Origin of the sequence: Streptomyces fulvoviolaceus (assembly GCF_000718165.1) — a bacterium.
GTDB classification, from domain to species: Bacteria; Actinomycetota; Actinomycetes; order Streptomycetales; family Streptomycetaceae; genus Streptomyces; species Streptomyces fulvoviolaceus.
In genome coordinates, this window is the sequence record NZ_JOEY01000023.1 from 59,465 (window position 1) to 84,681 (window position 25,217).

Here is a 25,217-nt window from a genome sequence, read left to right on the forward strand (position 1 = left end):
CGACGCGTGTCCTCTCTCTTCCCGGCCCTGACCGGCGGCCCGACGGGGCGTACCGCCCTGCGGTTCGGTGACCGCTCCCTGACGTACGGCGAGCTCGGCGCCGCCTCCGGTGCCCTCGCGGCACGGATCGGCGGGGCGGGGAGAGTGGCCGTCTGGGCGACACCGGCGCTGGAGACGGCCGTAGCGGTACTGGGGGCGGTGGAGGCCGGCGTCGCCGCCGTACCGTTGAACCCGAAGTCCGGGGAGAAGGAGCTCGGGCACATCCTGTCCGACAGCGCGCCGACGGTGGTGCTGACGGCACCGGGTGACGAACTCCCTTCGCCCCTGAGGCACTTGGAGCGCATCGACGTCGACGTGCACGCCACCGGACAAGGCCCCGGCGTGCACACCACCGACGCCGACCCCGCCCTCGTCGTCTACACCTCCGGCACCACCGGCCCGCCCAAGGGCGCCGTCATCCCCCGCCGGGCGATCACCGCCACCCTGGACGCGCTCGCCGACGCCTGGCAGTGGACCGGTGCGGACGTGCTCGTGCACGGCCTGCCGCTGTTCCATGTCCACGGCCTGGTGCTGGGCATCCTGGGCCCGCTGCGGCGCGGCGGATCGGTGCGACACCTGGGCCGGTTCAGTACGGAGGGCGTGACGCGCGAGCTGAACGACGGCGCGACCATGCTGTTCGGCGTTCCGACGATGTACCACCGCATCGCCCAAACCCTCCCCGACGACCCGGAGTTGGCGAAGGCGCTGGCCCGTGCCCGGCTGCTCGTCTCCGGTTCGGCGGCCCTGCCCGTGCACGACCACGAGCGGATCACGGCCGCGACCGGGCGGCGGGTGATCGAGCGGTACGGCATGACGGAGACGCTGATGAACACGAGCGTGCGTGCGGACGGGGAGCCGCGGGCCGGGACGGTCGGCGTGCCGCTGCCGGGCGTGGAGCTGCGGCTCGTGGAGGAGGACGGATCGCCGATCACGTCGTACGACGGCGAGACGGTCGGCGAGATCCAGGTGCGCGGGCCGAACCTGTTCACCGAGTACCTCAACCGGCCCGACGCGACGGCCGACGCCTTCACCACGGACGGCTGGTTCCGCACCGGGGACATGGCCGTGCGCGATCCCGACGGCTACGTCCGCATCGTCGGCCGCAAGGCCACCGACCTGATCAAGAGCGGGGGTTACAAGATCGGGGCGGGTGAGATCGAAAACGCGTTGCTCGAACACCCGGGGGTGCGGGAGGCGGCGATCACCGGGGAGCCGGACGCCGACCTGGGCGAGAGGATCGTGGCGTGGATCGTGCCGGAAGATCCCCAATCGCCGCCCTCCACTGATGAGTTGGCGGACCACGTGGCCCGCCGCCTCGCCCCGCACAAGCGCCCCCGCGTCGTCCACCACCTCACCGCCCTCCCCCGCAACGACATGGGGAAGATCATGAAGCGGGCGCTGGGCCGTGACTGAACGCGCGACCGCACGCGAGGTGATCGCCCTCGTCGCCGACGACTTCGGGGAACTCCCGTACCCCGAGCGGCAGTCCAAGCCCGACGGTCCGCTCGCCTGGCGGGGCTACGACGCCTCCCGTGCCCGCGCCGCCGAACGCACCGGCGAGGAGGAGTCCGTGGTCTGCGGCACCGCACACGTCGAGGGCACGCGAGCCGTGCTGATCTCCTTCGAGTTCGGCTTCCTGGGCGGTTCGCTCGGCGAGCGCACGGGTGACCGGCTGGAGGCGGCGTACACATACGCCCGCGAGCACCGGCTGCCGGTCGTCCCACTGGTCGCCACCGGCGGCAGCCGAATGCAGGAGGGCATGCTCGCGCTGACCCAACTCCAGCGCGTGGCAAGGCAGTCCGCACTCACCCGCGAGGCGGGGCTGCCGCAGATCGCGGTACTGCGCGACCCGACCACCGGAGGCGGCTGGGCCACCCTCGGCGCGGGCGCCGACGTGATCCTCGCCCTGCCTGGCGCCCAGGTCGGCTTCGCGGGCTCCCGCGTCCGGCCGCCGGACGCGGACCCGGCGGCGTACAGCGCCGAGGCGCAGGTGGCGGCGGGGGCAGCGGACGCGGTCGTACCGCCTCAGGACCTACGGCGGACCCTGGGCCGGTGGCTACGGCTGCTGACGGCACCATCCAACGAGGCAGCCCCCGTACCCGCGCCCCTCGGCGCGACGGACCTCCCCGCAACGGGCTGGGACGCGGTCCGACGGGCCCGCTCCCCCCAACGCCCGCGCGCCGACGCCTACTTGGACGCCTACTTCACCTATCGGGTCCCGGTCTCGGGCGACCGTTGCGGCGGCACCGACGAGGGCATGCTGTGCGGCTTCGGCGAACACGAGGGCCGTACGGTCGCGTACGCCGCGCAGGCCGGGACGGCGACCCGCCCCGCCGGCTACCGCACCGCCGCCCGTCTGATCCGCCTAGCGGACCGGCTGGGCATCCCGGTGCTGACCCTGGTGGACACTCCCGGCGCCGCCAACGACGCGGAGGCGGAGCGGCAAGGGGCGGGCGCCGCGATCGCCGACCTGTTCGGCGCGGTGGCCTCGGCCCGCACCCCGATCACCACCCTCCTGATCGGCGAGGGCGGCTCGGGCGGCGCCCTGGCCCTCGCCGCCCCCGGCGACACCTGGGCCACCCCGGACAGCTACTTCTCCGTCATCGCACCCGAGCTCGCGGCCGCGATCCTGAAGCGGCCGCCGGAGGAGATCGAGGCGACGGCCGACCAGCTCCGCATCCGCCCCCAGGACTTGGCGGAACTGGGTGTGATCCGAACAGGGGATGGCGTCTGACGTCGGAGAAACCGAGCGACGAGGGCCACCGCTGACCCCACGTCAGACTCTTTACGCTCCTCTTATATATGGATGTAATTCACAAAACCCCCATTCAGCCGCACCCCACCCGGCCCCCCACAAAAGGCGCCCCACCCCCGCCCCCCCGCACGATGCCACTGTGGCCCGCCGCCCGGCGGGCCATGGAACGAGGCCCGCCGGCCCACCGGCGGCCGCCACGGTCTGCGCTCTCGGGAGGACCTGCCATGACCGCCAGTCTGGAGCAGTTGCGTCGCTGCCATTTCGCCGTCGACCTGGGGGCGGCCCGGACCCGCGTCTATGTGAAGGGGGCCGGTCTGGTCGTCGACCAGCCGTCCGTCGCCGCCGTGAACACACGGACCGGCGCGCTGATCGCGGTCGGCGAGTTCGCGGAGAAGATGACGGGGAGGACCCCCGACTACATCCGTGTGATGCGGCCCGTCTCCGGCGGGACCGTCGTCGACATCGAGATGGCGCAGCGCATGCTGCGGCACCTGCTCGGTGACAAGATCCGGCGGACGCTGCGCCGCAAGCCCCGGCTGCGGGCCGCGGCCTGCACACCGCACGACGCCGATCCGCTGGCCCAGCGCGCCGCGATCGAGACCCTCGTCGGGCTCGGCGCCAGGCGCGTCGAACTCGTCGACACGCTCATCGCCGCCGCCGTCGGCTGCGGACTGCCCGTCGAGCGGCCCGAGGCCACCATGATCATGGTGTGCGGGGCCGCAGCGACCCAGGTCGCCGTGCTGTCCCTCGGGTCGATCGTCACCGCGGAGCGGATTCCGGTGGGCGGCGAGGCCGTGGACCACGCGATCGTGCAGCACCTGCGGCACGAGCACGAGCTGATGCTGCCGAGTCAGTCCGTACGACCGCTGCAGCTCGCCCTGTCCGGGAACGGGCTCACGCAGCAGGGGCCCGCCTCCACCGAGATCCACGGACGGGACGTCGCCACCGGCCTCGCCCGTTCCGTGCAGGTCGACACCGCCGCCGTACGGGACGCGATCGAGACCCCGCTGACCGCCGTGCTCGACGGCATCGGCAGGGTGCTGCGCAACTGCCCGCCCGACCTGGTGGCCGACCTCGCCGACCGCGGGATCATGATGGTCGGCGGCAGCGCGCTGCTCCCCGGCCTCGACCAGATGCTGCGGCACGCGACCGGCATGCCGGTGCACATCTCCGAGCGGCCCGACGTGTGCGCCGTACAGGGACTGGGCTACATGCTGGAGGGCAAGATCGAGCCGCTGGTGCTCGACCCGCTGGCCACCTGAGCCATGCCGGAGGAAGCGCCGCTGCCGCCCCTCCTCGAAGCCGTCCTCGGCGTCGGTACCGATCTCGAACTGCGCACCACCCTCCAGCACATCGTGGACAGCGCCGCCGAGCTGACCGGCGCCCGGTACGCGGCGCTGGACACGAAGGACCCCGGGCAGGACGGGCTGAGCGAGATCCTCCCTCAGACGTCGTCCGGGGGGACCCCCCTCTCGCTTCGCTCGCCCGGGGCCGTGCCCCGCTCACCCGACTCCCTCAGCGTGCCGATCCGCGTGCACGACGAGGAGTTCGGCACCCTCCACCTCTCGGGAAAACCCAGAGGCGCCCCCTTCGACGGCGAGGACGAGCAGCTCCTGCACGTCCTCGCCGCGCAGGCCGGCATCGCGATCGGCAACGCCCGGCTCTACGAGGCGGCCCGGCAGCGCGAGCGGTGGATCGAGGGCGCGGCGGCCGTCACGACCGCACTGCTCACCGGGGAGACCGCGGCCGACGCGCTGATGACGGTCGCCGAACAGGCCCGCATCCTCGCCGACGCCGCCGCGGGCGTCATCCTGCAGCGCACCGCCGAGGGCGGCATGGAGATCGTGACCGCCTCGACGTACGAGGATCCGGGCGACGTCGTCGGGACGACCATCGAGCCGGGCAGCCCGGTACTCGAACAACTCCTGGGCGGAGAGCCGGTGTTCATCGACGACTCGGCGACCGACCCGCGCATGACGACGCATGTACGGCACCGGTTCGGACCCAGCATGATGCTCCCGCTGCAGGCCGACGGGCAGCTGATCGGCACCCTCGCACTCCCCCGCCGGCCCGGCGACCGCCCGTACACCTCCGCCGAACGGCTCCTGGCCACCCAGTTCGCCTCCCAGGCCGCACTCGCCCTGGTCCTCGCCGGCACCCGGCACCGCCGCGAACGCCTCGCCGTCTTCGAGGACCGCGACCGCATCGCCCGCGACCTGCACGACCTGGTCGTCCAACGCCTCTTCGCGACCGGCATGATGCTGGAGTCGACGCAGCGCCGGTGCCGGACCGACGACGTCCAGGAGACCCTGGGACAGGCGGTGGACGAGTTGCAGTCCACGATCCAGGAGGTCCGTACGACGATCTTCGCGCTGCAGCAGCCGCCCGCCGACGCACCGGCCACCTTCCGCGGCAGGGTCCTCAAGGAGACGGCGGGCGCGGCCGCCCTCCTCGGCTTCACACCGTCCGCCCTCTTCACCGGCGCCGTCGACAACCGCGTCCCCGACCAGGTCGCCGGCCACCTCCTCACCGCCCTGCGCCGCGCCCTCGCAACCGCCTCCCGCCGCCCCCGCGTCTCCCGTATCGAGGTCGCGGTCGACGCGACGGCGAACCTCCCGGACGGCCGGGACGGGGTACGGCTGACGGTGTACGACGACGGTGCGACCGACGACGGAGGTGCGGGGACGACGGTGACGTGGCAGGCCCCGATGTGAGTACGTGCGCCCCTGCGCGCGCCCCGCGGGCCGACGCTACGGTGTCAGTAGTCCCCGACGGCTATGGGAGGCGTTCTCGTGACGACCGGAACCGCGACGACCCGAAAGGCCGGAACCGATTCCGCCGGAACCCCGCCGGCCCGCACCACCTTCACCCGCACCACTGTCACCCGCACCACCGTCACCCGGATCGGCGTGACCGGGCACCGTTCGATCCCCGTCTCCGCCCTGCCGTCGGTGCTTTCGGAGATGCGCAGGCAACTCGGTGGCGGCGATCTGGAGGCCGTCAGCAGCCTCGCGGCCGGCGCCGACCAGTTGTTCGCGGACATCGCCCTGGACAGCGGCGTCCCGGTGACGGCGGTGATCCCGGGCATGGACCACGAGGCCCACCTCGACGACGACGCGGCTCGGGCCGCGTACCGCAGAATCCTCGGTTCCTGTACGGACCGTGTCGATCTGCCGCCCGAACCGACGCACGAGGAGGCGTACTTGGCGGCGGGCCACTGGATCGTCGACCACTGCGACCGTCTGGTCGCCGTCTGGGACGGCCGCCCGGCCCGCGGCCTCGGCGGCACCGGCGACGTGGTGGCCTATGCGCGCCGCAGGGGTGTCCCGGTGACGGTCGTGTGGCCGAGTGGGATGCAACGGGACTGAACAGCAACACTCCTGACGGTTGATCAGTTACGGGACCGAGCCGGTCTGCCGTCACATCCCGAACCGGACCAGCCATTCCGTGTGCGCCGGGGACACCAGCCGTTCCGTCTCCGCCACCGCGTCGGCCCACCCCGCCTCCGTCACCGTGGTGGACATCGCGATCCGCGCCGTCTCCAGGTCCTGCTCGATCAGGGAGTGCGCGTAGGTGAGCGGCCGGTGCCGGCGTACCTCCTGCCAGGCGACGCCCGCCGCCGCGCCCGCGCTCAACAGCCCCGCCAGGTCCCAGCCTTCGATGAGCCCGATGCTCCTCAGCACGGCGGCGGTCAGGGCGAGCAGGGTCAGCAGCGCGGTGACGGTGGACCAGCGTGCCGAGGCGCGATGGGCCCGCGCCGCACGGTTGCGGTACCACACCGCCTGCTCCAGGAGGCGGTCGCGCAGGTAGATGTCCCGGCGCGTCACGAAGGGCTTCGCCCGCACCGCGCGCATCCGAGGCGTGATCTGGCCCGCGCCCCGTTCTCCGGCCCCGTCCCGGGTGTCCTCCCAGCCACATTTGCGTAACTCCCGCAGCCGCTCCTCGACGCGTTCGGCGAACAGCGCGTCCGGGTCGGCGACGCGGGAGTGGAACGGCCCCCCGTGCACCATGTACTGCCACGCCAGCGACTTCAGCAGTTCGGCGACGGCCCGGTGCGCCTGCCAGTGGGCGCGGGCCCGGCGGCGCGAGGTGTGCAGGCCGATGCCGATCGTCAGCCCGTACAGGGCGGCGGCGCACAGCGCTCCGACGTGACTGGGCACCTGCTCGGCCATGACGGCGGCAGCCGTGGCCAGCAGAAGCACGCTCAGGTGCTTGCGTACGGACTGGAAGGACTCACGCTGATGGCGTAACGCACGTTCGTCGCTCTGCCGGAACAGCGGTGGCAGGTCCTCCTCGCCCAAAGTCGTGCTCGGTACCGGAGTCGTTGCGGCCCCCATCGCGCCCCCCGAATTCATCGCGCGCCCCGTGTCCCAGCGTAGGAAGTCGGGGAAGGGCCGGGAAAGGGGATAGTCGGCCTCGCGTGGAGACGTCTCCACGGGTTGGCTGGTACAGGGTTCGCATCAAACCCACCCGTCCCAGGCCCGTCGGAACGGAGACGGCATCACCGTCCACGGCGGGGGCCGCACCGAGTTCGACGGAACCTTCGGCGGCCCGGTCATCGGCAGGGTCGTCAACCGCGCAGACCCCGAGCGCGATCGGTCCTGACCGGGCGACGGGCCCCGGCACGCCGCCCTCCGGTCAGCGGGCGAACCAGCACCGCACCGTCGTGCCCTCCCCGTCGGTGTGCACCCGCACCAGATCGGCCACGAGGTTGACCATGAGCAGCCCGCGGCCGCCGCGCTGGTCGCGGGCGGCCGGGCGGCGGCCGGCCAGGGGGTCCGCGAGGTGGCCCTTGTCGTGCACCTCGCACAGCACGTACCCGTCCTCGGCCCACACCCGCAGGGTGCCCGAACCGCCGCCGTGCACCACGCTGTTGGTGGCCAGTTCGGCCGTGACGAGGGCCAGGTCCTGCAGCCGGGTGCCGGTCAGGCCGAGACGGGCGGCCTCGTCGGTGGCGAGGTGACGGGCCGGCGCGAGCGAGTCCGCGGCGAAGGAGAGGGAGAGAGCGAGACTCGGCATGCCGAGCAGGGGCGGCAGCGGCTCGTTGTAGCGGGCTACGACGTCCTCGGGGGCGTAGGCCCGGCTGTCCCGTTCCGCTCCGGTGCCGGTGCCGGCGTGGATGACGGTGGGGTGGGTGGCGTACGCGTCGGCGATGACGTGCGGGTCCAGGCGCCGGGTGTCGTACGGGCACAGGATGCTCACCGTGCGCCCCCGGAAGGCCGCGTTGATCAGCGCCTCGTGCTGGACGCAGGCGGGGTACTCGGTCGTCGTGCGGCCCGCCCAGATCGGCTCGCCGATGATCCGCACCCGCCGGCCGTGCGGCTGGGCGTCGGCGAAGGCGCGCAGCACGCCGGGGATGATCCGGCCGGGGTTGCGCCCGGCCTCCCGCATGTCCAGGAGCCGTACGGCGTCGGCGTCGGCCCCGAGTCCGGTGCGGATCAGGTCGAGGTTCTCCCCCGGCACCGCCACGGCCACGGGGTCGCCGGCCGCGAGGCCCGCGCGGACGAAGGAGACGGTGCCGTCGAGGTATTCCTGCTCGCCGGCGTAGAAGAGGGCGGGGTGGAGGAAGGGCTCGAAGGTTTCGGCGACGGCACTCATGACATCGACACCTCGATCGCCGAAAGGTCGGGCCAGAACATGTCCAGCACCCTGCTGAGGGCGGGCGGCGGGCGGTGCAGCACGAGCCGCCGGCCGTCGTCCAGCTGTTGGGCGGCGGCCGCGAGCGCGCCGGTGCCGACGACGTCCACGAAGGTCAGGGCCGACAGTTCGAGGAAGTACACGGCCTCGTCCTCGCGCACGGCCCGCTCCAGCGCGCGTTCCCAGATCAGGTGCGTCGGGAGGACCACCTCTCCGGCCACCCGCAGCCCGTTCCGCTCGGTCAGCGGGAACACTCTCAGCGCCGGAACCGCCTCGGCGGCCCCGGAAGATGCCTGGTCACGGACACTCACACCGTTTCCCCCCCTCGTCCCGGACGAAAGCGCGCATACCCGCGAAGGATCCGGTCATTCCCCGGCACGGTGTGTACTGCGCCGAACGGCGGGCAGGCGCAGTTCCAGCACGCAATGTGATGAAGACGTGATGGAAACTGTCCGAACCCACAAGGCGGGGACATGACCTCAGCAGCTGCACGCACACCTCTCGCGGGGCGGCTGGACGCCCTGGTGATCGACGGCCGGGTGGACGCGGGCCGAGCGGTGCTCACTCCACGCGGCGAGCTCGTCCACGGATGCGCGGGCACTCTGGCCGGGACGCTCGCGGAGCTGCCGGCCGACATCCGTCGGGTCGAGGTGGACATGACCGGGGTGACCTTCATGGACACGGCCGGTCTGCAGTTCCTGGAACTGCTCGACGACTACAGCCGCTACCACCGGACACCGGTCAGGGCCGTGCGCTGGAACGAACAGCCGCGCCGCATCCTGGAGTTGGCCGGCCTGGACCCCACCGATCCGCTGAGCTCCGCGGCCCTCGCCCCCCGCCCGGCCGCCTCCTCCGTGGTGGTCCTGGAGCGGGCGCAGCAGCTGCAGTTGCTGCAGGAGGAGGTCCAGCAGCTCCGGCACGCGATCGCCTCCCGCCCGGTCATCGACCAGGCACGCGGCATCCTCATGGCGACCCACGCCTGTACGTCCGACGAGGCGTGGACCATCCTGCGGGAGGCCTCCCAGCTGTCCAACACCAAGCTGCGCACCGTCGCCGCGGCGGTCACCGCGAGTACCGGGACCGACCCCTCACCGCCGCCGGCCGAGCTCCGCGGCGCGCTGCGCACGGCGATCGCACGCCGCCGGCATGATCCGCCGGGCAGGCCCTAGTACGGCAACAGCCGCCCCGAGGGCGTCCTTCGGTCGATGGTGTCGTCGCGGGGAGGGGTGGGCCGGCGGTTGACTCGAACGCGGACCTGACGGTTCATGACAGCCTCCTCGTGTCGTGTCCGATGCGACCAGCCTCGTCTTCGCGGCATCTGTGCACATCGTGCCCACGGAGGCACTTGTCATGCCTCCGCAGCAGGAGCGATACGGGTCCGGCTACTCCCCGGGGAGGATTCCGGGCCCCTGCACCTTCGCGATGGCCGCGCCGAGCCGCGGCGCCGGCCGTCCCGCCGCCGCCGTGTCCTCACGGTCGGCCGCGTCGCGGGCCGCGTGCAGATCGGCCGTGACGGCGGCGGACGCGGTGGAGTCGTCCCGCAGCCGCTCCCAGGCGAGTTCGAGGCTCGTGACGTCCCCGGCGACCGCTCCCGCGTCACCGGCGGCGGCGTCGATGCCCAACTGCCTTGCCCACATGGAGAACCGCTCCAGGTCCACGGTCCGCACCGGCTCGTAGCGCAGCCGTAGGGCGGTCGTGTTCTGCATGACCCGCAGCGCGGCGCCCTTCGGGTCGGAGGATCCGAGTGCGTCGAGGTCGCGTGTCATCTGCCGCGCCGACAGCTCCGGTACGGCGTCGGAGTCCCGGTACGCCGTCCACGCGCCGCGTACCACGCGGACGTCCGCGTCGGTGACCTCGCCGTCCTGGACAGCGCGCGCCGTCTCGTCGAGGGCGCTGAGGCGGGCCGGCGGCGGGGCCTGCCTCGCGTCGGTGGGGACGGCGAGTGACACCGCCTCCAGGTGGCCGGCCGCGCTCCGACGCGCACCGGTGCACCCGGTCCAGCACGAACCGACGGGCGTTCACCGTGCCGCCGCGATGCGGTACGCAGCTCATCTCGGCGGAGTGACGAGCGGAGTGACGAGCGGAGTGACGAGCGGAGTGACGAGCGGGACGAGTTAATTGCCCATTGATGTGCAGGCTAGTTTATTGCTCATTGATGTGCAAATATCGCAGCGCCTGATGCCGATCCCCCTCCCCCGCCCCAGCGAGGTACCGATGTGACCAGCCCGTCCGCGCCCCACAGCACCCGGCGCCGCGCCTCGCGCACCACCCGCACCCGCATCCTGGAAGCGGCCCGAAGTGAACTCGGCCGCAGCCCCGACAGCAGCCTCGCCGACATCGCGGAGGCCGCCGGAGTGGCCCGTCGTACGGTCTACGGCCACTTCTCCGGCCGCTCCGCACTCGTCGAGGGACTCGCCGCGGAGGCCGGGGAGGCGATACGCCTCGCGGTCGCCGTCACTCGTGGACGGAACCCCGATCCCCCGAGCGCCCTGGCCGGCTTCGTCCTCACCATGTGGCCGGTCGGCGACCGTTACCGCGTGCTGATCGGCCTCGCCCACCAGGACCTCGCCCGCGACCGGATCCGCCGGCTCCTCGCCCCCGCCCGCGACTCGGTCGCCGCGATCCTCGCCGAGGGCCAGCGCCAGGGCGTCTTCCACACCAGCGTCCCGCCCGGCCCGCTCAGCAGAGCCGTCGAAGCCCATCTGCTGGCGCTCCTGGAGAGCGTCAACTGCGGGATCTGGGCGGACGACGGCACGAGCGCCGCCACCGCGGCCCTGATCGCCGCGGGAGTCGACAGCTCCGCCGCGGCCGCCACGGTCCACCGCCTGCACGGCACGGGGCCGACCCGATCACCCCTCTGAATCCCTGACCTCTGAAGGAGAGCTCATGCAGCAGCCCGAGTACATCGGCGACGCCCACCCCTCGTACGAGCCGTACGCCCCGTACCGACCCCGCTGGTACCGGCGGCCGGCGGTCATCGCGGCCGCCGCCCTGTGCGCGCCGGCCCTCGTCCCCGTCGTGGTCGACCGGCTCGCGGCGGCGCGGGTGGAGTCGCGTACCGCCGAGGCCTTCCAGCAGGGCATGGACACGCCCTTGCCGCCCGAGGTCCACGTCCGCGGCTTCCCCGTCCTGACCCAGCTGGCCTCCGACACCCTGCGGCACGTGGACATCACCGCGCACGACATACCGGCGTACGACGCCACCCGCCCTCTCCCGGTGAGCGAACTCTCCCTGAATCTGGACGACTTGACGAAGTCCGACGACGACAGCGAGGCCTACGCACGCTCCGCACAGGCCACCGCCCGGCTGTCCTACACGGACGTGTCGAGCGCCCTCGGCCTGGAGGTCTCGCAGGGCAGCCGCCCCGGGCAGATCCGGGCGAGCGTCCTGCTGCCGCCCGGCAACGAGGTCACGGTGACGACGACCGTCTCGGCGGCCTCCGGCAACCGCATCGCCTTCAAGGACTTCGAGATCACGGGCGGCGTGCTGCCCACCGTCGGCGAGGAGGTGCTGAGCAAGGTCTTCGACAAGCCGATCCAACTGCGGAACATCCCCGAGGGCCTGCACCTGCGCTCAGTCACCACCGCCGCGGACGGACTCACCGCCCGCTTCTCGGGCAAGTCCGTCACCTTCCGGCCCGACGGGGCGTCAGCCGCCTGACCTCAGGCCTCGGCCGCGACCTCCTCGAGGGCCTGCACCTGCGCCCGGTCACCACCACGGCGGACGGACTCACCGCCCGCTTCTCGGGCAAGTCCGTCACCTTCCGGCCCGACGAGGCGTCAGCCACCTGACCTCAGGCCTCAGGCCTCAGGCCTCAGGCCTCAGCAGCCTCGGCCGCGACCTCCCCGACCACGGCGCTCGCCCGCTTCTCCGGCACCCCCGCCGCGACGAGCGTGGCGACGGCGACCCGTGTCCCGTCGTCCTCCAGCGACCCGTCGTTGACCGCCTCCAGGAGGGCGACCGTCATGGCCTCCAGGCCGGCGCTCAGCACGGCGGACGGCAGCTGGGTGTGGAAGACACCGTCCCGCTGGCCCCGTTCCAGGATCGCCGTGGCCTCGGCGCGGGCCGGCGCCAGGACCTCGGCCACGCGCTCGACGCCCAGGTCCCGCCGGGCCAGCGCGAGGAGCATCCGGTAGTGGTCCCCCACGGGCCAGATGGCGAGCACGAAGTACGCGAGCGCCCGCTCGGCCGGCTCGTCCGGCCGCACCCCGGCGGCCACCGTGGTCCGCAGGGTCTCGGCGGCCTCCTCGGCCAGCGCCTCCAACAGCGCCGCGCGCCCGGGGAAGTGCCCGAAGAGAGTCCGTCGTACGACACCTGCGGCCCGCGCCAGCTCCTCCAGCGTGACGTCGGGATTCCGCCCCAGCTCCTGGCGGGCCGTGGCCAGGATGCGTGCCCGGTTGGAGCGCGCGTTGCGTCGCAGCGGCTCGCGGGCGACGGACTTGGTCACGGAGATCGACCTCGGAGGCGGAGGGGGGCGGAAAGGACACGTCCATTTTGACACGGTCGTCCGTCACTCCTGCCGGGCCGGTGACGGGGGTCGGCCGTCCCCATACGGCGTGGATCGCATCGCATTCCGAATACGGCGTTGACCGATATACGGCGTTGATCGGTTCATCGGCCGGAGCATAGGTTCCGACCCATGACGAATCTCCGGATCGGTGTCATGTACGCCCGCGACTGGGACCCGGCGGGGCTGCCCGGGTTCGCACGGCAGGCCGAGGCGCTCGGGGTGGACGACCTGTGGGTCGTCGAGGACCTCGGCTGGAACGGCGGGGTGTCGGCGGCGGCCGTGGCCCTGGGCGCGACGGAGCGGCTGCGAGTCGGCATCGGGATCGCCCCGGCGCCGTTGCGCAGCCCGGCGCTGCTGGCGATGGAACTGGCCACGCTGGCAAGGGTGTTCCCGGGGCGGCTGGTGGCCGGGATCGGGCACGGGGTGCGGGAGTGGATGGTGCAGGTCGGCGTCGCACCGCGCTCCCCGCTCGCCCTGCTGGAGGAGACGATCACCTCCGTGCGCGCGCTGCTGAGGGGGGAGAAGGTCGAGCTGGAAGGCCGCGAAGTGCGCCTGGACGGGGTCCAGTTGGTGCACCCGCCCGCCGAACCCCCGCCGGTGGTCGCCGGCGTCGTACGCCCCCGCTCCCTCGAACTGTCCGGCCGGGTCGCGGACGGCACCCTGATCGCCGAGGGCCACGGACCGCAGGACCTGGAGAACACCCGGGCGCTGATCGCCAAGGGTGGCGCCGGCGCCGATCACACGCTGAACGTGTTCGCCTTCTGCTGCGTGGGCGACGACCCCGACGAGGTGGCCCGGACCCTGCACCCGCACACCGAGGGCCACGGTGCCTGGCTGGGCCGCCCGCAGCAGGAGGTGTTCACCGTCTCCGGCAGCGCCCCACGGGCCGCCGAACAGATCGGCGCCCTGCAGGCGTCCGGCGCCGACACCGTCGTACTCCGCATCTTCGGACCCGAGCCGCTACGGCAGCTGGAAGCCGTCCTGAGGGCCGCCGAACACTGAGCACCTCACAGCAAACCCACAGATGAGAGGGGTCGCAGAGGGATAACCCTTGAATGACTCCCAAGCTCATGACATGACTCGGTCAATTCTGTCACTCTTCCTCCACCCTTTACGCAGGCCTTACACAGCCTGCGCAGGGGCGCGTTCCCGCACCGCCCTGCTCAGCTCGTCCCCGGACTGACGCCCCGTCTGCCCGGTCTGTCACCGGCCGTCGACGCGGCCGTCGCAGTAGGAGCAAGAGTGAGACGTATCCCCCCTCAGGCGGCCGCAGCCGGCGCCCTGGCGGCCACCGCCGCGTTCCTGGCCCTCGGCATACCGGCGATTCCGGCGGTCGCCGCCCCCGCCCCCCACGCCAGCCCCCTCCGCACCGGAGGCCTGGAGGCCGAACTCACCCCGGCCCAGCACACGGCGCTGCTGAAGAAGGCATCTGCGCAGACCGTGTCGACGGCCGACTCCCTGGGCCTGGGCTCGAAGGAGAAGCTGGTCGTCAAGGGCGTCGCCAAGGACAACGACGGCACGCTGCACACCCGTTACGAGCGCACCTACGCCGGTCTGCCGGTCCTCGGCGGCGACCTGGTCGTGCACACCCCGCCGGCCTCCGTGGCCGCCGGCACGGTGAGCAGCACCTTCAACAACAAGCGGACCATCAAGGTCGCCTCCACCGCCCCGACCTTCACCAAGGCGTCCGCCCAGACCAAGGCCCTCAAGGCCGCCAAGGCCCACGACGCCAAGTCGCCCGCCACCGACAGCGCCCGCAAGGTGATCTGGGCCGGCAGCGGTACCCCCAAGCTGGCCTGGGAGACCGTGGTCAGCGGCCTCCAGCACGACGGCACCCCGAGCCGGCTGCACGTCATCACCGACGCCGCCACCGGCAAGGAGCTCTTCCAGTACGAGGACATCAAGACCGGCACCGGCAACAGCCAGTACAGCGGCACCGTCACCATCGGCACCACGCTGTCCGGCTCGACGTACCAGCTGAACGACACCACGCGCGGCGCCGCCAAGACGTACAACCTCAACAACGGCACGTCCGGCACCGGCACCCTGATGACCGACTCCGACGACGTGTGGGGCACCGGCTCCGGCTCCAACACCCAGACCGCCGGCGTCGACGCCCACTTCGGCGCCCAGACCACCTGGGACTTCTACAAGAACACCTTCGGCCGCAGCGGCATCAAGAACGACGGCGTCGCCGCCTACTCGCGCGTCCACTACAGCACGGCGTACGTCAACGCCTTCTGGGACGACGACTGCTTCTGCATGACGTACGGCGACGGGGACGGCGGCACCAAGGCCCTCACCTCGCTCGACATCGCCGGCCACGAGATGACCCACGGCGTCACCTCCAACACCGCGGGCCTCAACTACTCCGGCGAGTCGGGCGGGTTGAACGAGGCGACCTCCGACATCTTCGGCACCGGCGTCGAGTTCTACGCGGCCAACTCGTCCGACGTCGGCGACTACCTGGTCGGCGAGGAAGTCGACATCAACGGCGACGGTACGCCGCTGCGTTACATGGACGAGCCCGACAAGGACGGCTCCTCCTACGACAGTTGGTACTCCGGCATCGGCAATGTGGACGTCCACTACTCCTCGGGCCCGGCGAACCACATGTTCTACCTGCTCTCCGAGGGCAGCGGTTCCAAGACCATCAACGGCGTCACCTACAACAGCCCGACCTCCGACGGGGTTGCTGTGGCCGGCATCGGCCGGGCCGCGGCCCTGCAGATCTGGTACAAGGCGCTGACGACGTACATGACGTCCAGCACCACGTACGCCCAGGCCCGCACCGCCGCCCTCAACGCCGCCACGGACCTGTACGGCAGCAGCTCCACCCAGTACGCCGGTGTCGGCAACGCCTTCGCCGGCATCAACGTCGGCAGCCACATCACCGTGCCGACGACCGGCGTCACGGTCACCAACCCGGGCAGCCAGTCCTCGACCGTCGGCACCGCGGTGAGCCTGCAGATCTCGGCCAGCAGCACCAACAGCGGCTCACTCACCTACGCCGCGACCGGCCTGCCCACCGGTCTGTCGATCAGCAGCTCGACCGGCGCGATCTCCGGCACCCCGACGACGGCGGGCACCTACAGCTCGACCGTCACGGTGACCGACAGTACGGGCGCGACCGGTACGGCGTCCTTCACCTGGACGGTGAGCGCGAGCGGCGGCGGCAGCTGCACCTCGACCCAACTCCTGGGCAACCAGGGCTTCGAGTCGGGCAGCACCACCTGGACCGCGTCCAGCGGCGTCATCACCAACTCCAGCAGCCAGGCGGCCCGCACCGGTTCGTACAAGGCCTGGCTCGACGGCTACGGCTCGACCCACACCGACACGCTGTCCCAGTCGGTGACGATCCCGAGCGGCTGCACGGGCACGACCTTCACCTTCTACCTGCACATCGACACGGCCGAGACCACCACCAGCACCCAGTACGACAAGCTGACGGTCACCGCCGGATCGACCACCCTGGCCACCTACTCCAACCTCAACGCGGCCAGCGGCTACGTCGCGAAGTCCTTCAGTCTGTCGGCCTTCGCCGGCACCACCGTCGCCCTGAAGTTCAGCGGCGTCGAGGACTCCTCGCTCCAGACCAGCTTCGTCATCGACGACACGGCCGTCACGACCAGCTGACCGGCACCGCTCTCCGACCCCGCCGCACCCTGCGGCGGGGTCAGTGCTGTGCGAACTGGACGCGGGTCGACTGCACGACGTCCGGCCGCACCGCGATCCCGTCGACGGTCAGCTGTTCGCCGTAGATGTCGGTGATCCGGATCGCGCCACCGCACCCGCTGCCCTGCTCGGAGAGGAAGTAGTTGTACTCGGTACGGGGCAGTTGGCTCCAGCCGCTGCCGGTGCGCACCTCCAGTCGCGCCACCGGGTTGCGGTGACCGATCACCTGGATTCCGCACCAGTAGGCGCTGGACCCTGTCTTGTACCGGATCGAGAGCGTGTCGGACGTGTCGGGGCTCAGCAGGGTCCAGGTGATCGGGATCCGGCCGGCCACGGGGTCGGCGAGTTTGGCGAACGCCTGGGCGCTGAGGTCGAGTTGACCGGGTGCGCACTCCCCGGGGCACAAGTTGGTGATCCGGACCGTGATGGTGGCGCCGCTCGCCGCCCGGACGCGGACGTACGCCCCGCACGCCTTGGACGTCTCGTAGTCGGTGGTGTTCATCGCCGCGGTCATGACGTTGTCGGTCGGGCCGAACAGACAGGCGCCGTTGCCGTCCGCGGCGTCGTAGAAGGTGGCGACTCCGTCGTAGGTGACGTCGGGCTTGATCCGTCCCGCGAGCGGCGCCGCGCCGGAGACCGCCCGCGGGGCGCTCGTGGCCGAGGGCCGCGGTGAGGCGCTGCTCGCGGTGGCCGTCGATGTGGTGGCACGGGCCGTCGCGGTCGGGGAGGCCGAGGACGGCTTCCGCGTCGGCGTCGCGGACGGCGACTCGGTCACCTCGCTGCCGGCGACGGACGTCACGCGGCCACGCCCGTCGTCGGTCTCGCGGTCGGGGCGGAAGTCGGTGCGGAACACCATGACCAGGAACCCGACGAACGCGACGACCACCATGACGGCGGCGAAGACGAGAACAGAGTGCCGCTTGCGCGGTTGGCGGTGCTGAGAAGAGGACTCCACACCGGTCAGTGGTCGCCGGGTCCGAAAAGGTTGCCGGGAATCCAAAAATCCCCGCACTGTCGACAGTTGAGGCTGCGAGTACAGAACAGAGCCTTGCTACCGCCACAGTGTCGACACTATGAAGGTGCGGCACACCCGTCGTCCAACAGCCACGACAGAGGGAGCCGTCCATGAAGCCCGCCGAAGGAAACGGCGTCAACGGTGTGACCATGAGAGCCCGTGTCAGAACCCTCGGCGCCCTCGGAGCCGCGGCCCTCGCACTGCCCGCCACCCCCGCCCGGGCCGCGTCGAGCCCCGGCACCATCTCGAACGGCGTCCTCGTCACGCTGACCGGCGGTTCCACGTGGACGGTGACCGGCACGTCGTATCTCAGCGTCCTGACACTCGACGCGGACTCCGCGGTGACGGCCCGTGCCGGGAGCACGGTGACGATGACGGTGGACGACGTGCCGACCGCACTCGCCCCGGGGCAGACGTACACCGGGGCGATCACGCTGACCGTGCAGTGACGGTGCGGGCGCTGCACGAAACCGGCGCTGTAAGAAACCGGCGCTGTACGAAACCACGGTCCCGTGACACGTGCGTCACAGCCCCGCGCCCTAGATTTCCGTGCCCATGACAGAGCCCCGATTGACAGAACCCCGATCGTCATCCACGCAAAGGACACCCCTCCCCTCATGAGCAACCACAAGAAGCGCAGGTCCCGCCGCGTCCTGGTCCTCGGCACGGCGGGCGCCTTAGCCTTCGGCGCGAGCGTCGCGGCCATGGCGTCGTCGGCGACGGGCACCGTCGCGACCCAGGCCACCGACTGCTCGTCCGGCATCGTCTTCACCCCGTCGGACACCCCTGCCGAGGTCGGCGACAACCCCCGGCACGTGGTGACCGGCGACCTCGACGGCGACGGGAACACGGACGTCGTCGCGGCCAACAACGACGCCGACTCGCTGTCCGTGCTGCTCGGCAACGGCGACGGCACCTTCGGCACCGCCACCACGTACGCGGTGGGCGACAAGCCGTACCAGTCCGTCATCGCCGACTTCGACGCCGACGGCAACCCGGACACCGCGACCGCCGACTTCGACGGCGGCACCGTCAGCGTCCTGCTCGGAACCGGCGGCGGCGCCTTCGGGACCGCCACCCAGTACACCGTCGGCTCGGGCGCCCGCTCCCTCGTTCCCGGCGACCTCGACGGTGACGGGGACCTGGATCTGGCGGTGGCCGAGGAGGCAGGCGGCGGCGTCAGCCTGCTCACGGGCGACGGTTCCGGATCGTTCACCGTCGAGATCGAGGCGGTGACCGTGACGAGGCCGCACGGCCTGGTCCTCACCGACTTCGACGACGACGCCGACCTGGACATCGCCACCGCGAGCGTCGCCACCGCCGGAGGCGTCAGCGTGGCGCTCGGCAACGGCGACGGAACCTTCGGCGACGTCACGCAGTACGCCGGCGTCGCCCGCCTGTACTCCATCACCTCCGGTGACTTCGACGGCGACGGCCGGACCGACCTGGCCACCATCAGCAACGGCTCCAACACCCTGGAGATCTACGGCGGAAACGGCGACGGCACCTTCGACGACGCCGTCGACCACACCACGTCCGCCCTGCCGGTCTCGGTCAACGCCGCCGACGTGGACGGCGACGACGTCACGGACGTACTCGTCTCCTCCCTCAACGGGGACTCCGTCTCCGTCTTCCAGGGAACGTCGGGCGGTGGGCTGACTGAGCTGGTAGAACTGGCGGCCGACGGCGCCTACGAGGCGGCGGCCGCCGATCTGACGTCCGACGGCACCCAGGACCTCGTGGTGGCGAGCAGCGGCAGCGACCAGGTGGACGTCTTCACCGGCTCCTGCGGCTGAGAAATCCCCCGCACCTCCACCGGGCGTCGGCCCCGCCGGTGGGGGTGTAAGACCCCTAAGTCTGTATAACTGTGAAAAAATTAGAGACTGGGTGCCAAAGGAGATTCGTCGTGAGCAACTCCGCCGACAAGCTCGGCTACGGGAGCCTGCAGCTCGACCGCACCGGCCAGGCCGAGGCCTTCGACGCCATCGGAGACCGCTATGACGAGGCCTTCCCGCACAAGGAGGGCCAGGTCGCGTCCGCCGAGTGGCTCATCAGATCCCTGTCGGCCGGGTCCCGGGTGCTGGACCTGGGGTGCGGCACCGGGGTCCCGACCGCCCAGCAGTTGGCGGAGGCGGGCTTCGAGGTCGTCGGTGTCGACCTTTCGGACCGGATGGTCGCGCTCGCCCACGAAAACGTGCCGACCGGGGGGTTCCACCAGGCGGACATCGCCGACCTGCGGCCCGGCGGCCCTCTGGACCTCGGCGGCTTCGACGCGGTGACGGCCTTCTTCGCGCTGCTCATGCTGCCGCGCGCCGAGATCCCCCTCGCCCTCGAGACCGTCCACCATCTGCTGGTTCCGGGCGGCCTGTTCACGCTGTCGATGGTCGAGGCCGACGTGGACGACTTCTCGATCCCGTTCATCGGAAGCACCATCCGGGTCTCCGGCTATCTGCGGGAGGAACTGCGCGAGGTCGTCGAGGCGACGGGTTTCGAGATCGTCGAGGAGTCCTCGTACACGTACGCTCCGGCGACCGCGGACGTCCCGCCCGAGGTGCAGATCTTCCTGCGCTGCAGACGGCGCGCCTGACGATCCCTGATCCGCCCGCCCGGCGCGGGCCCGCACGGCCGGAAGGACACGCGTGACGCAGCATCTCGGAGCGGACGGAGGCACGTCACCGCTGTCCGGCGACCTCGCCGAGGCGGCGCACACCCCGTCACGCCGGGATGCCGGCGAGCCGCAGACCGACAGGCTCCGCTACCTCGACGCGGCGACCCGGCAGATCGCCCGCGGCATGAACCTCGACGAGACCCTGTACGAACTGTGCCGGGCGGCCGTCCCGGCATTCGCTGACACGGCGTTCATCCATCTGTACGCTCCGCTGCCGGTCGGCGACGAGACGGCCACCGCCCCCGCCGTCCTGCGACTGCACACCACGGACCACACACCCCCGCGGGACCCGGCCGCCACCCAGGGGTCCGGGCCGCCCCCGCCGGGCGCCGACATCGTCCGGGCGGCGGAGGTCGTGCACCCGGCCGCCACCGGCCCGCTCGCAGGGCTGCTGCGGGCCGGACGGCCGGTGTTCGGGAACTCCCCGGGCATAGCCCCCGCGGTGGCCGAGCTGCTGGGGGCGGCGAACGCCCCCCGGGCGGCGCCGCCCGGACGACGGCTGATCATCGCCCCGCTGCACGGCCGCAGCCATGTCATGGGCAGCATCGTCCTCGTCCGCGGACCCGGCCGACCGGACTTCACCTACGACGACCTGCTCGTCGCCTCCCAGCTCGCGACCCACACCGCTCTCGGGATCCAGAAGGCGGTGCTGTACGCCCGCGAGGCCTCCGTCGCGGACGCCCTGCAGCGCACGATGCTCCCTCAGTCGCTGCCCGAGCCGGCCGGAATCCTGCTGGCCAGCCGCTATCTGCCGGCCTCGCGCACCGCGCAGGTCGGCGGCGACTGGTACGACGCGATCCCGCTGCCCGGCAACCGCGTCGCCCTGGTCATCGGCGACGTGATGGGCCACTCCATGACCTCGGCCGCGATCATGGGCCAGCTGCGCACCATCGTGCAGACCCTGGCCGGGCTCGACCTGCCCCCGGACGAGATCCTGCACCACCTCGACGAGCAGGCGGAGCGGCTGGGCAGCGAGCACACGGCGACCTGCCTGTACGCCATGTACGACCCCGTACTGCGCCGGCTGCTGATCTCCAACGCCGGCCATCTGCCGCCGGTGCTCCTGCACCCCGACGGCAGTACGGAGGTTCTCCAGGTCCCGCCCGGGGCGCCGATCGGCGTCGGCGGTGGCGGTGGATTCGAGTCCACCGAGCTGCACGCGCCGGCCGGGGCGACCCTGGTGCTGTACACCGACGGCCTGGTCGAGTCCCGTGACTCGGACGTGGGGACCGGGGTGGAGCGGCTGCGGGAACGGTTGCGGACAGCCGCCTCGGGGTCCGCGCCCCCGCCCTTGGAAGACCTGTGCGACCAGGCGCTCGGCAAGCTGGGCGAGGGGGACCGGGACGACGACATCGCGCTGCTCGCCGCCCGCTTCGAGGGCATCCTGCCGGAGACCGTCGCGCACTGGTACATGGCCCCTCGTCCGCAGACCGCGGGACAGGCCCGTCGGCTGACCCGCAGGACACTGCACGAGTGGGGTCTCGACTCCATGCTGGAGTCCACCGAGCTCATGGTCAGCGAGGTGGTGGCGAACGCCGTGCGCTTCGCCTCCCGGCCGATCACCCTACGGCTGCTCCTCACCGACGTACTGCGCTGCGAGGTGGGTGACGACTCGTCGCTGGTGCCGAGGATGCGGCACGCCCAGCTGAGCGACGAGGGCGGCCGGGGCCTGTTCCTGGTCGACCAGTTGTCACAGCGCTGGGGGGCGACGAGGGTGAGCACGGGCAAGGTGGTCTGGTTCGAGCAGTCGCTGCCGGGCGATCAGGACTCCGGCTGACGATCACTCGTGGAGAACGGCGGGGTCTGCCGGGCGCGCCCCCGGTAGACCCCGCCGTACACACTGTTCAGGCGGCCAGTGTGGAGACCCGGCCCCGTGCGGACCGGGGTTCGAGGACACGTTCGGCCAGGTAGCCGAAGAGCAGCCCGAACGCCGCCCACAGCACGGCCTGGATGCCGATCGAGGCGAGCCGGAACTCCCACAGGTCGGTCGCCGGGAAGCCCTTGGGGGTGTTGTCCCCGTGCGGCAGGACGACCATCGCGATCGCCACCGCCGCGACGAAGGCGGCACCGGCGGCGATGGAGGCGTTCCAGTTGCCCCACGCCGGGGCCAGCCTGCGCCCCAGCAGGACGGCCCCGATGCCCAGGAGCACGCTCAACACGATCATCAGGACGAACAGCATGGTGCGCTTGCCGATCGTGTCCGGGTTGCCGACGGCGGGCGGGTTCGCCGGGTACTTCAGGATCGGTACCAGGTAGACCAGAAGGAACCCGGCGAGGGCGGTCAGCGCCGCCGTCGCCCGGGCACCGAACCGGCCGATCCGGCCCAGCGCGAAGCAGAACGCGAGCGCCGCGATGCCGCCGATCGCGACGCCGAAGACGAGCACGCCCGTGGCGAGCCCGGCCGTCGACTGGACGGAGCGGCTGACGAGTTCCTCGCCACCGTGTTCATGGGAGTTGGCCTCTTCGAACGCGATGGCCGCGTCCACCGAGCCCTCTCCGACGAAGTAGCCGAAGAGGAACGCGAGCACGCCGGCGGCAAGACCGGCGAGCATGCCGCGCACCAACAGGATGCGTACGGAAACGGAGTTCATTTGGGGAGACTCCGTCAGTGGCAGGGGAAGCCGAGGAGGTGGCGGGCGTCGTGCACCCACTCGTGCACACCCTCACCGGAGACCAGCGCGGTGGCGCCCTGTTCGGCGCCGACGAAGTACAGCAGGACCAGCATCAGAACGCCGACGAAGACGGCCCAGGGGGCGATCTCCCGCAGCGGCAGCGGCGTGAGGGTCTGGGTGGTGGGGGTGGGGGCGGCAGTGGACTGCGCCATGGCGAGACCTCCTCGGGAACATCGCGTCCCGCATCGTGGTGGAGCACTCGACGACAGCGTTGGGTCTGACTCACCGCCCTCTCCCGCTGGGAGGGGTGGCACACAGTGGCGCGACCGTGCCGGGCTTGCACCGGCTTCCGTGGCGCTGTCGTCCTTGTCGCCCCAGATGGTAGGGGCAACGGAGACGTCGGCCAACATGGCGTAGGCCACCTACGCTGTACCGACCTCGCGGAAAGGGCCTCTCATGACCGTCCGGCTCACGCTGTTGTGCACCGCCGCGTCCACCGAGCGCGACGTGCGCTTCGGCGCGGACGCGCCCCTGGACGAGCGGGCACTGCGCGGGGTCCGGACGGCCGTCGGCTCACTGCCCGCGGCCGACGCCCGGTGCACCGGACCTTCACAGCGGTGCAAGCAAACAGCACAGGCCCTGGGTTGGGACGCCGTCACCGTGGAACCGGCGCTGCGGGACCTGGACTTGGGCAGCTGGCAGGGCCGAACCCCCGACGAGATCGCGACCGTCGACGGCATCGGACTCGCCGTATGGATGTCGGATCCGACCGCGACCCCACACGGCGGCGAATCCGTGACGGCCGCCTGCCACCGAATCGCCACCTGGCTGGATTCCCTGCCCGCCGACGCCGGCCGGGTCCTGGCCGTGGTCGAACAGTCCACGGCCCGCGCCGCGCTGGTCCATGCGCTGGGAGCACCGCACCAGTCGTTCTGGCGCATCGACGTCCCGCCGCTGTCGGCCGTCCACCTCACCGGCCGGGACGGCCGCTGGAACCTGCGGATGGGGGCCGTCTTCGCCACGCCGGCCGGGGAGGGCACCTGACCGGCGATGTCGACAGGGCCGCGAACCCGCTCAGCGGTAGGCGGACCGGCCGCTGAGGGTCTGCCCGATGACCAGCGTGTGGATCTCGCCGGTGCCTTCGTGGGTGGGCACGGACTCCAGGCCGACGCTGAGCTGCTCGGGGCGGATCCGGCCCTGGTCCTTCAGACGGCCGAGGTGGAGGGCGAGCAGCGCGGCGCCGCCCAGGGAGAGGCTCGTGTCGGCGAGCTTCTTCCGGGTGAGCTGGAAGGCACTGAGCGGCTTGTCGAACGGGACGCGCGCGTCGGCGTATTGGATGGCCGCCCGGAGGGAGCCACGGACCGGCCTCCAGAGACCTTCGCACAGGAACTCCTCGGCCGCGCATGCCGTTTACCACCCGTAGGACGGCCACTCCCCCGCACACTGACGCGACGCGCCCCCGGCTACCGAACCCGAGTGCCATGCCCCGATCCCGAGCTCTTCCCACCGCTCTCACCGGCACGGTCATCGCCGTACTCCTGGGCTGCTCGACGAGCGACGGCGCAGCCGAAGAATCCGCGGCTGCCCCGCGTCCGGCACCCACCGCGTCCACGCAGGCGGCCACCCCCGCCGGGCCCGGACCGGACACCCCCTCGGCCAAGCCCACTCCCCGCAGGACCAGCACCACCGCACCCCGGACCGCCCGGATCACCATCCCCGCAATCGGCCTCAGGAACCTGCGCGTCATCCCCTACAGGGGAACGACCGACGACAGGGCAGGCACCCGGATCCAGAACCACGGCGACGGCGCCAGCCCGTACGGCAACCATGGCGGTGTCGGCCCCGGCGAGGTCGGCAACTACCTCGTCACAGCCCACCGCCTCTCCGCCGGCGGCCCACTGCGCGAGCTCCCGTCCCTCGACGAGGGCGACCTCGTGTTCGTCACGTCCGGCGACACGGTCCACACGTACGAGATCACCGAGACCAGGGAGACCTCTTTCCGCTCCGCACGCTCACTCGCCGAGCAGCGGGCGGCGGTTCCGGGCTTCCCGGGCAGGCACCCCACCCAAGCCATGATCACCATCTCCACGTGCGCGACACCCGAGGACAACGCGGCCGGCAATCGCTGGCGCGACGACAGGGGAAACCCCGAACACCGCATCGACAAGATCGGCGTACTGACGACACCACAGGCTTCGTCACAGAGGCTGCCGAGCACGCCCTGAAGAGACCGGCCGACCCCACCGGCCAGACCGCCGACGCCGCATCACCTCAGCCGAGCGAGGCGTGTCCTGTGGGTGCGTACC

The 25,217-nt window shown here is 71.8% G+C and carries 25 protein-coding genes; 16 read left to right on the forward strand and 9 right to left on the reverse strand.

The genetic code is table 11. From position 1 onward, the window contains the following. Window positions 1–6 precede the first annotated feature (6 nt). The 5 genes from IG08_RS0124485 to IG08_RS0124505 all read left to right on the forward strand — a co-directional run bounded on the left by IG08_RS0124485 (window position 7) and on the right by IG08_RS0124505 (window position 6,162). Window positions 7–1,452: an acyl-CoA synthetase gene (locus IG08_RS0124485; RefSeq protein ID WP_030606151.1), complete on the forward strand. Its 1,446-nt coding sequence runs from the start codon at window positions 7–9 to the stop codon at window positions 1,450–1,452. Then, window positions 1,445–2,773 (forward strand): carboxyl transferase domain-containing protein, encoded by a 1,329-nt coding sequence (locus tag IG08_RS0124490; RefSeq protein WP_030606153.1) that lies wholly within the window; start codon window positions 1,445–1,447, stop codon window positions 2,771–2,773. The genes IG08_RS0124485 and IG08_RS0124490 overlap by 8 nt, the downstream gene beginning before the upstream one ends. 245 nt (window positions 2,774–3,018) lie before the next feature. After that, complete coding sequence (locus IG08_RS0124495) at window positions 3,019–4,056, forward strand: rod shape-determining protein (RefSeq protein ID WP_030606155.1); 1,038 nt, start codon at window positions 3,019–3,021, stop codon at window positions 4,054–4,056. Between the two features lie 3 nt (window positions 4,057–4,059). Continuing rightward, window positions 4,060–5,508, forward strand: a complete 1,449-nt coding sequence (locus IG08_RS0124500; RefSeq protein ID WP_030606157.1) for a GAF domain-containing protein — start codon at window positions 4,060–4,062, stop codon at window positions 5,506–5,508. Window positions 5,509–5,697: 189 nt separating this feature from the next. After that, window positions 5,698–6,162, forward strand: a complete 465-nt coding sequence (locus IG08_RS0124505) for a hypothetical protein (protein ID WP_030606159.1) — start codon at window positions 5,698–5,700, stop codon at window positions 6,160–6,162. A gap of 51 nt (window positions 6,163–6,213) precedes the next feature. Here IG08_RS0124505 and IG08_RS0124510 read toward each other — a convergent pair whose 3' ends face one another. The 3 genes from IG08_RS0124510 to IG08_RS0124520 form a co-directional block, all read right to left on the reverse strand. Further along, a complete protein-coding gene (locus tag IG08_RS0124510; protein WP_030606161.1) occupies window positions 6,214–7,131 on the reverse strand; it encodes a DUF4231 domain-containing protein in 918 nt (305 codons plus the stop codon). 301 nt (window positions 7,132–7,432) lie between these two features. Continuing rightward, complete coding sequence (locus IG08_RS0124515; protein ID WP_030606162.1) at window positions 7,433–8,392, reverse strand: sensor histidine kinase; 960 nt, start codon at window positions 8,390–8,392, stop codon at window positions 7,433–7,435. Next, a complete protein-coding gene (locus tag IG08_RS0124520) occupies window positions 8,389–8,742 on the reverse strand; it encodes an STAS domain-containing protein (RefSeq protein ID WP_030606164.1) in 354 nt (117 codons plus the stop codon). The genes IG08_RS0124515 and IG08_RS0124520 overlap by 4 nt, the downstream gene beginning before the upstream one ends. Window positions 8,743–8,904: 162 nt before the next feature. Here IG08_RS0124520 and IG08_RS0124525 point away from each other — a divergent pair, with 162 nt between their 5' ends. Next, the gene (locus IG08_RS0124525; RefSeq protein ID WP_030606166.1) at window positions 8,905–9,600 is read left to right on the forward strand and encodes an ANTAR domain-containing response regulator; all 696 of its coding nucleotides are present in this window, start codon (window positions 8,905–8,907) and stop codon (window positions 9,598–9,600) included. A gap of 213 nt (window positions 9,601–9,813) precedes the next feature. Here the strand turns inward: IG08_RS0124525 and IG08_RS0124530 are convergent, their stop codons facing one another. Continuing rightward, window positions 9,814–10,380, reverse strand: a complete 567-nt coding sequence (locus IG08_RS0124530; protein ID WP_052424864.1) for a hypothetical protein — start codon at window positions 10,378–10,380, stop codon at window positions 9,814–9,816. Between the two features lie 267 nt (window positions 10,381–10,647). Here IG08_RS0124530 and IG08_RS0124535 point away from each other — a divergent pair, with 267 nt between their 5' ends. Both IG08_RS0124535 and IG08_RS0124540 read left to right on the forward strand, forming a co-directional pair. Further along, window positions 10,648–11,292, forward strand: a complete 645-nt coding sequence (locus tag IG08_RS0124535) for a TetR/AcrR family transcriptional regulator (RefSeq protein ID WP_043455039.1) — start codon at window positions 10,648–10,650, stop codon at window positions 11,290–11,292. A 25-nt stretch (window positions 11,293–11,317) separates the two neighbouring features. Continuing rightward, the gene (locus IG08_RS0124540) at window positions 11,318–12,091 is read left to right on the forward strand and encodes an LmeA family phospholipid-binding protein (RefSeq protein WP_030606173.1); all 774 of its coding nucleotides are present in this window, start codon (window positions 11,318–11,320) and stop codon (window positions 12,089–12,091) included. A 154-nt stretch (window positions 12,092–12,245) separates the two neighbouring features. Here the strand turns inward: IG08_RS0124540 and IG08_RS0124545 are convergent, their stop codons facing one another. Beyond that, window positions 12,246–12,878: a TetR/AcrR family transcriptional regulator gene (locus IG08_RS0124545; RefSeq protein ID WP_030606175.1), complete on the reverse strand. Its 633-nt coding sequence runs from the start codon at window positions 12,876–12,878 to the stop codon at window positions 12,246–12,248. A 192-nt stretch (window positions 12,879–13,070) separates the two neighbouring features. Here IG08_RS0124545 and IG08_RS0124550 point away from each other — a divergent pair, with 192 nt between their 5' ends. Together IG08_RS0124550 and IG08_RS0124555 are read left to right on the forward strand one after the other, a co-directional pair. Then, window positions 13,071–13,943, forward strand: a complete 873-nt coding sequence (locus IG08_RS0124550; RefSeq protein ID WP_030606177.1) for an LLM class flavin-dependent oxidoreductase — start codon at window positions 13,071–13,073, stop codon at window positions 13,941–13,943. A 240-nt stretch (window positions 13,944–14,183) separates the two neighbouring features. Beyond that, window positions 14,184–16,577 (forward strand): M4 family metallopeptidase, encoded by a 2,394-nt coding sequence (locus tag IG08_RS0124555; RefSeq protein ID WP_030606180.1) that lies wholly within the window; start codon window positions 14,184–14,186, stop codon window positions 16,575–16,577. A gap of 40 nt (window positions 16,578–16,617) precedes the next feature. Here the strand turns inward: IG08_RS0124555 and IG08_RS0124560 are convergent, their stop codons facing one another. Continuing rightward, the gene (locus tag IG08_RS0124560; protein ID WP_030606181.1) at window positions 16,618–17,571 is read right to left on the reverse strand and encodes an expansin EXLX1 family cellulose-binding protein; all 954 of its coding nucleotides are present in this window, start codon (window positions 17,569–17,571) and stop codon (window positions 16,618–16,620) included. 209 nt (window positions 17,572–17,780) lie between these two features. Here IG08_RS0124560 and IG08_RS0124565 point away from each other — a divergent pair, with 209 nt between their 5' ends. From IG08_RS0124565 to IG08_RS0124580, 4 genes are all read left to right on the forward strand, one after another. Beyond that, window positions 17,781–18,080 carry a hypothetical protein gene (locus tag IG08_RS0124565; protein WP_158812273.1) on the forward strand — a complete coding sequence of 100 codons (300 nt, stop codon included), beginning with the start codon at window positions 17,781–17,783 and terminating at the stop codon, window positions 18,078–18,080. A 168-nt stretch (window positions 18,081–18,248) separates the two neighbouring features. Then, window positions 18,249–19,427 carry an FG-GAP repeat domain-containing protein gene (locus tag IG08_RS55945; protein WP_030606185.1) on the forward strand — a complete coding sequence of 393 codons (1,179 nt, stop codon included), beginning with the start codon at window positions 18,249–18,251 and terminating at the stop codon, window positions 19,425–19,427. A 110-nt stretch (window positions 19,428–19,537) separates the two neighbouring features. Beyond that, entirely contained in the window at window positions 19,538–20,218 is a 681-nt protein-coding gene (locus IG08_RS0124575; RefSeq protein ID WP_030606188.1) for a class I SAM-dependent DNA methyltransferase, read from the forward strand. Window positions 20,219–20,423: 205 nt separating this feature from the next. After that, a complete protein-coding gene (locus IG08_RS0124580; RefSeq protein ID WP_078655737.1) occupies window positions 20,424–22,076 on the forward strand; it encodes a SpoIIE family protein phosphatase in 1,653 nt (550 codons plus the stop codon). Window positions 22,077–22,143: 67 nt separating this feature from the next. Here IG08_RS0124580 and IG08_RS0124585 read toward each other — a convergent pair whose 3' ends face one another. Both IG08_RS0124585 and IG08_RS0124590 read right to left on the reverse strand, forming a co-directional pair. Next, complete coding sequence (locus IG08_RS0124585) at window positions 22,144–22,890, reverse strand: CbtA family protein (protein WP_030606192.1); 747 nt, start codon at window positions 22,888–22,890, stop codon at window positions 22,144–22,146. Between the two features lie 14 nt (window positions 22,891–22,904). After that, window positions 22,905–23,123: a CbtB domain-containing protein gene (locus tag IG08_RS0124590; RefSeq protein WP_030606194.1), complete on the reverse strand. Its 219-nt coding sequence runs from the start codon at window positions 23,121–23,123 to the stop codon at window positions 22,905–22,907. Window positions 23,124–23,367: 244 nt separating this feature from the next. Here IG08_RS0124590 and IG08_RS0124595 point away from each other — a divergent pair, with 244 nt between their 5' ends. Then, window positions 23,368–23,955 carry a histidine phosphatase family protein gene (locus IG08_RS0124595; RefSeq protein ID WP_043455043.1) on the forward strand — a complete coding sequence of 196 codons (588 nt, stop codon included), beginning with the start codon at window positions 23,368–23,370 and terminating at the stop codon, window positions 23,953–23,955. A gap of 30 nt (window positions 23,956–23,985) precedes the next feature. Here the strand turns inward: IG08_RS0124595 and IG08_RS57370 are convergent, their stop codons facing one another. Then, window positions 23,986–24,297, reverse strand: a complete 312-nt coding sequence (locus IG08_RS57370; RefSeq protein WP_078655724.1) for an acyl-CoA dehydrogenase family protein — start codon at window positions 24,295–24,297, stop codon at window positions 23,986–23,988. 95 nt (window positions 24,298–24,392) lie between these two features. On the opposite strand from IG08_RS57370, the gene IG08_RS0124605 reads away from it, so the two are divergent. Beyond that, window positions 24,393–25,136 (forward strand): sortase domain-containing protein, encoded by a 744-nt coding sequence (locus IG08_RS0124605; RefSeq protein WP_030606197.1) that lies wholly within the window; start codon window positions 24,393–24,395, stop codon window positions 25,134–25,136. The last annotated feature ends 81 nt before the right edge of the window (window positions 25,137–25,217 follow it).

Coding starts and splice junctions, on each gene's coding strand:
- IG08_RS0124540 (WP_030606173.1), top strand. CDS start 11,318: ATGCAGCAGCCCGAGTACATCGGCGACGCCCACCCCTCGTACGAGCCG.
- IG08_RS55945 (WP_030606185.1), top strand. CDS start 18,249: ATGAGCAACCACAAGAAGCGCAGGTCCCGCCGCGTCCTGGTCCTCGGC.
- IG08_RS0124565 (WP_158812273.1), top strand. CDS start 17,781: ATGAGAGCCCGTGTCAGAACCCTCGGCGCCCTCGGAGCCGCGGCCCTC.
- IG08_RS0124495 (WP_030606155.1), top strand. CDS start 3,019: ATGACCGCCAGTCTGGAGCAGTTGCGTCGCTGCCATTTCGCCGTCGAC.
- IG08_RS0124595 (WP_043455043.1), top strand. CDS start 23,368: ATGACCGTCCGGCTCACGCTGTTGTGCACCGCCGCGTCCACCGAGCGC.
- IG08_RS0124585 (WP_030606192.1), bottom strand. CDS start 22,890: ATGAACTCCGTTTCCGTACGCATCCTGTTGGTGCGCGGCATGCTCGCC.
- IG08_RS0124580 (WP_078655737.1), top strand. CDS start 20,424: ATGAACCTCGACGAGACCCTGTACGAACTGTGCCGGGCGGCCGTCCCG.
- IG08_RS0124515 (WP_030606162.1), bottom strand. CDS start 8,392: ATGAGTGCCGTCGCCGAAACCTTCGAGCCCTTCCTCCACCCCGCCCTC.
- IG08_RS0124590 (WP_030606194.1), bottom strand. CDS start 23,123: ATGGCGCAGTCCACTGCCGCCCCCACCCCCACCACCCAGACCCTCACG.
- IG08_RS0124525 (WP_030606166.1), top strand. CDS start 8,905: ATGACCTCAGCAGCTGCACGCACACCTCTCGCGGGGCGGCTGGACGCC.
- IG08_RS0124510 (WP_030606161.1), bottom strand. CDS start 7,131: ATGGGGGCCGCAACGACTCCGGTACCGAGCACGACTTTGGGCGAGGAG.
- IG08_RS0124550 (WP_030606177.1), top strand. CDS start 13,071: ATGACGAATCTCCGGATCGGTGTCATGTACGCCCGCGACTGGGACCCG.
- IG08_RS0124500 (WP_030606157.1), top strand. CDS start 4,060: ATGCCGGAGGAAGCGCCGCTGCCGCCCCTCCTCGAAGCCGTCCTCGGC.
- IG08_RS0124605 (WP_030606197.1), top strand. CDS start 24,393: ATGCCCCGATCCCGAGCTCTTCCCACCGCTCTCACCGGCACGGTCATC.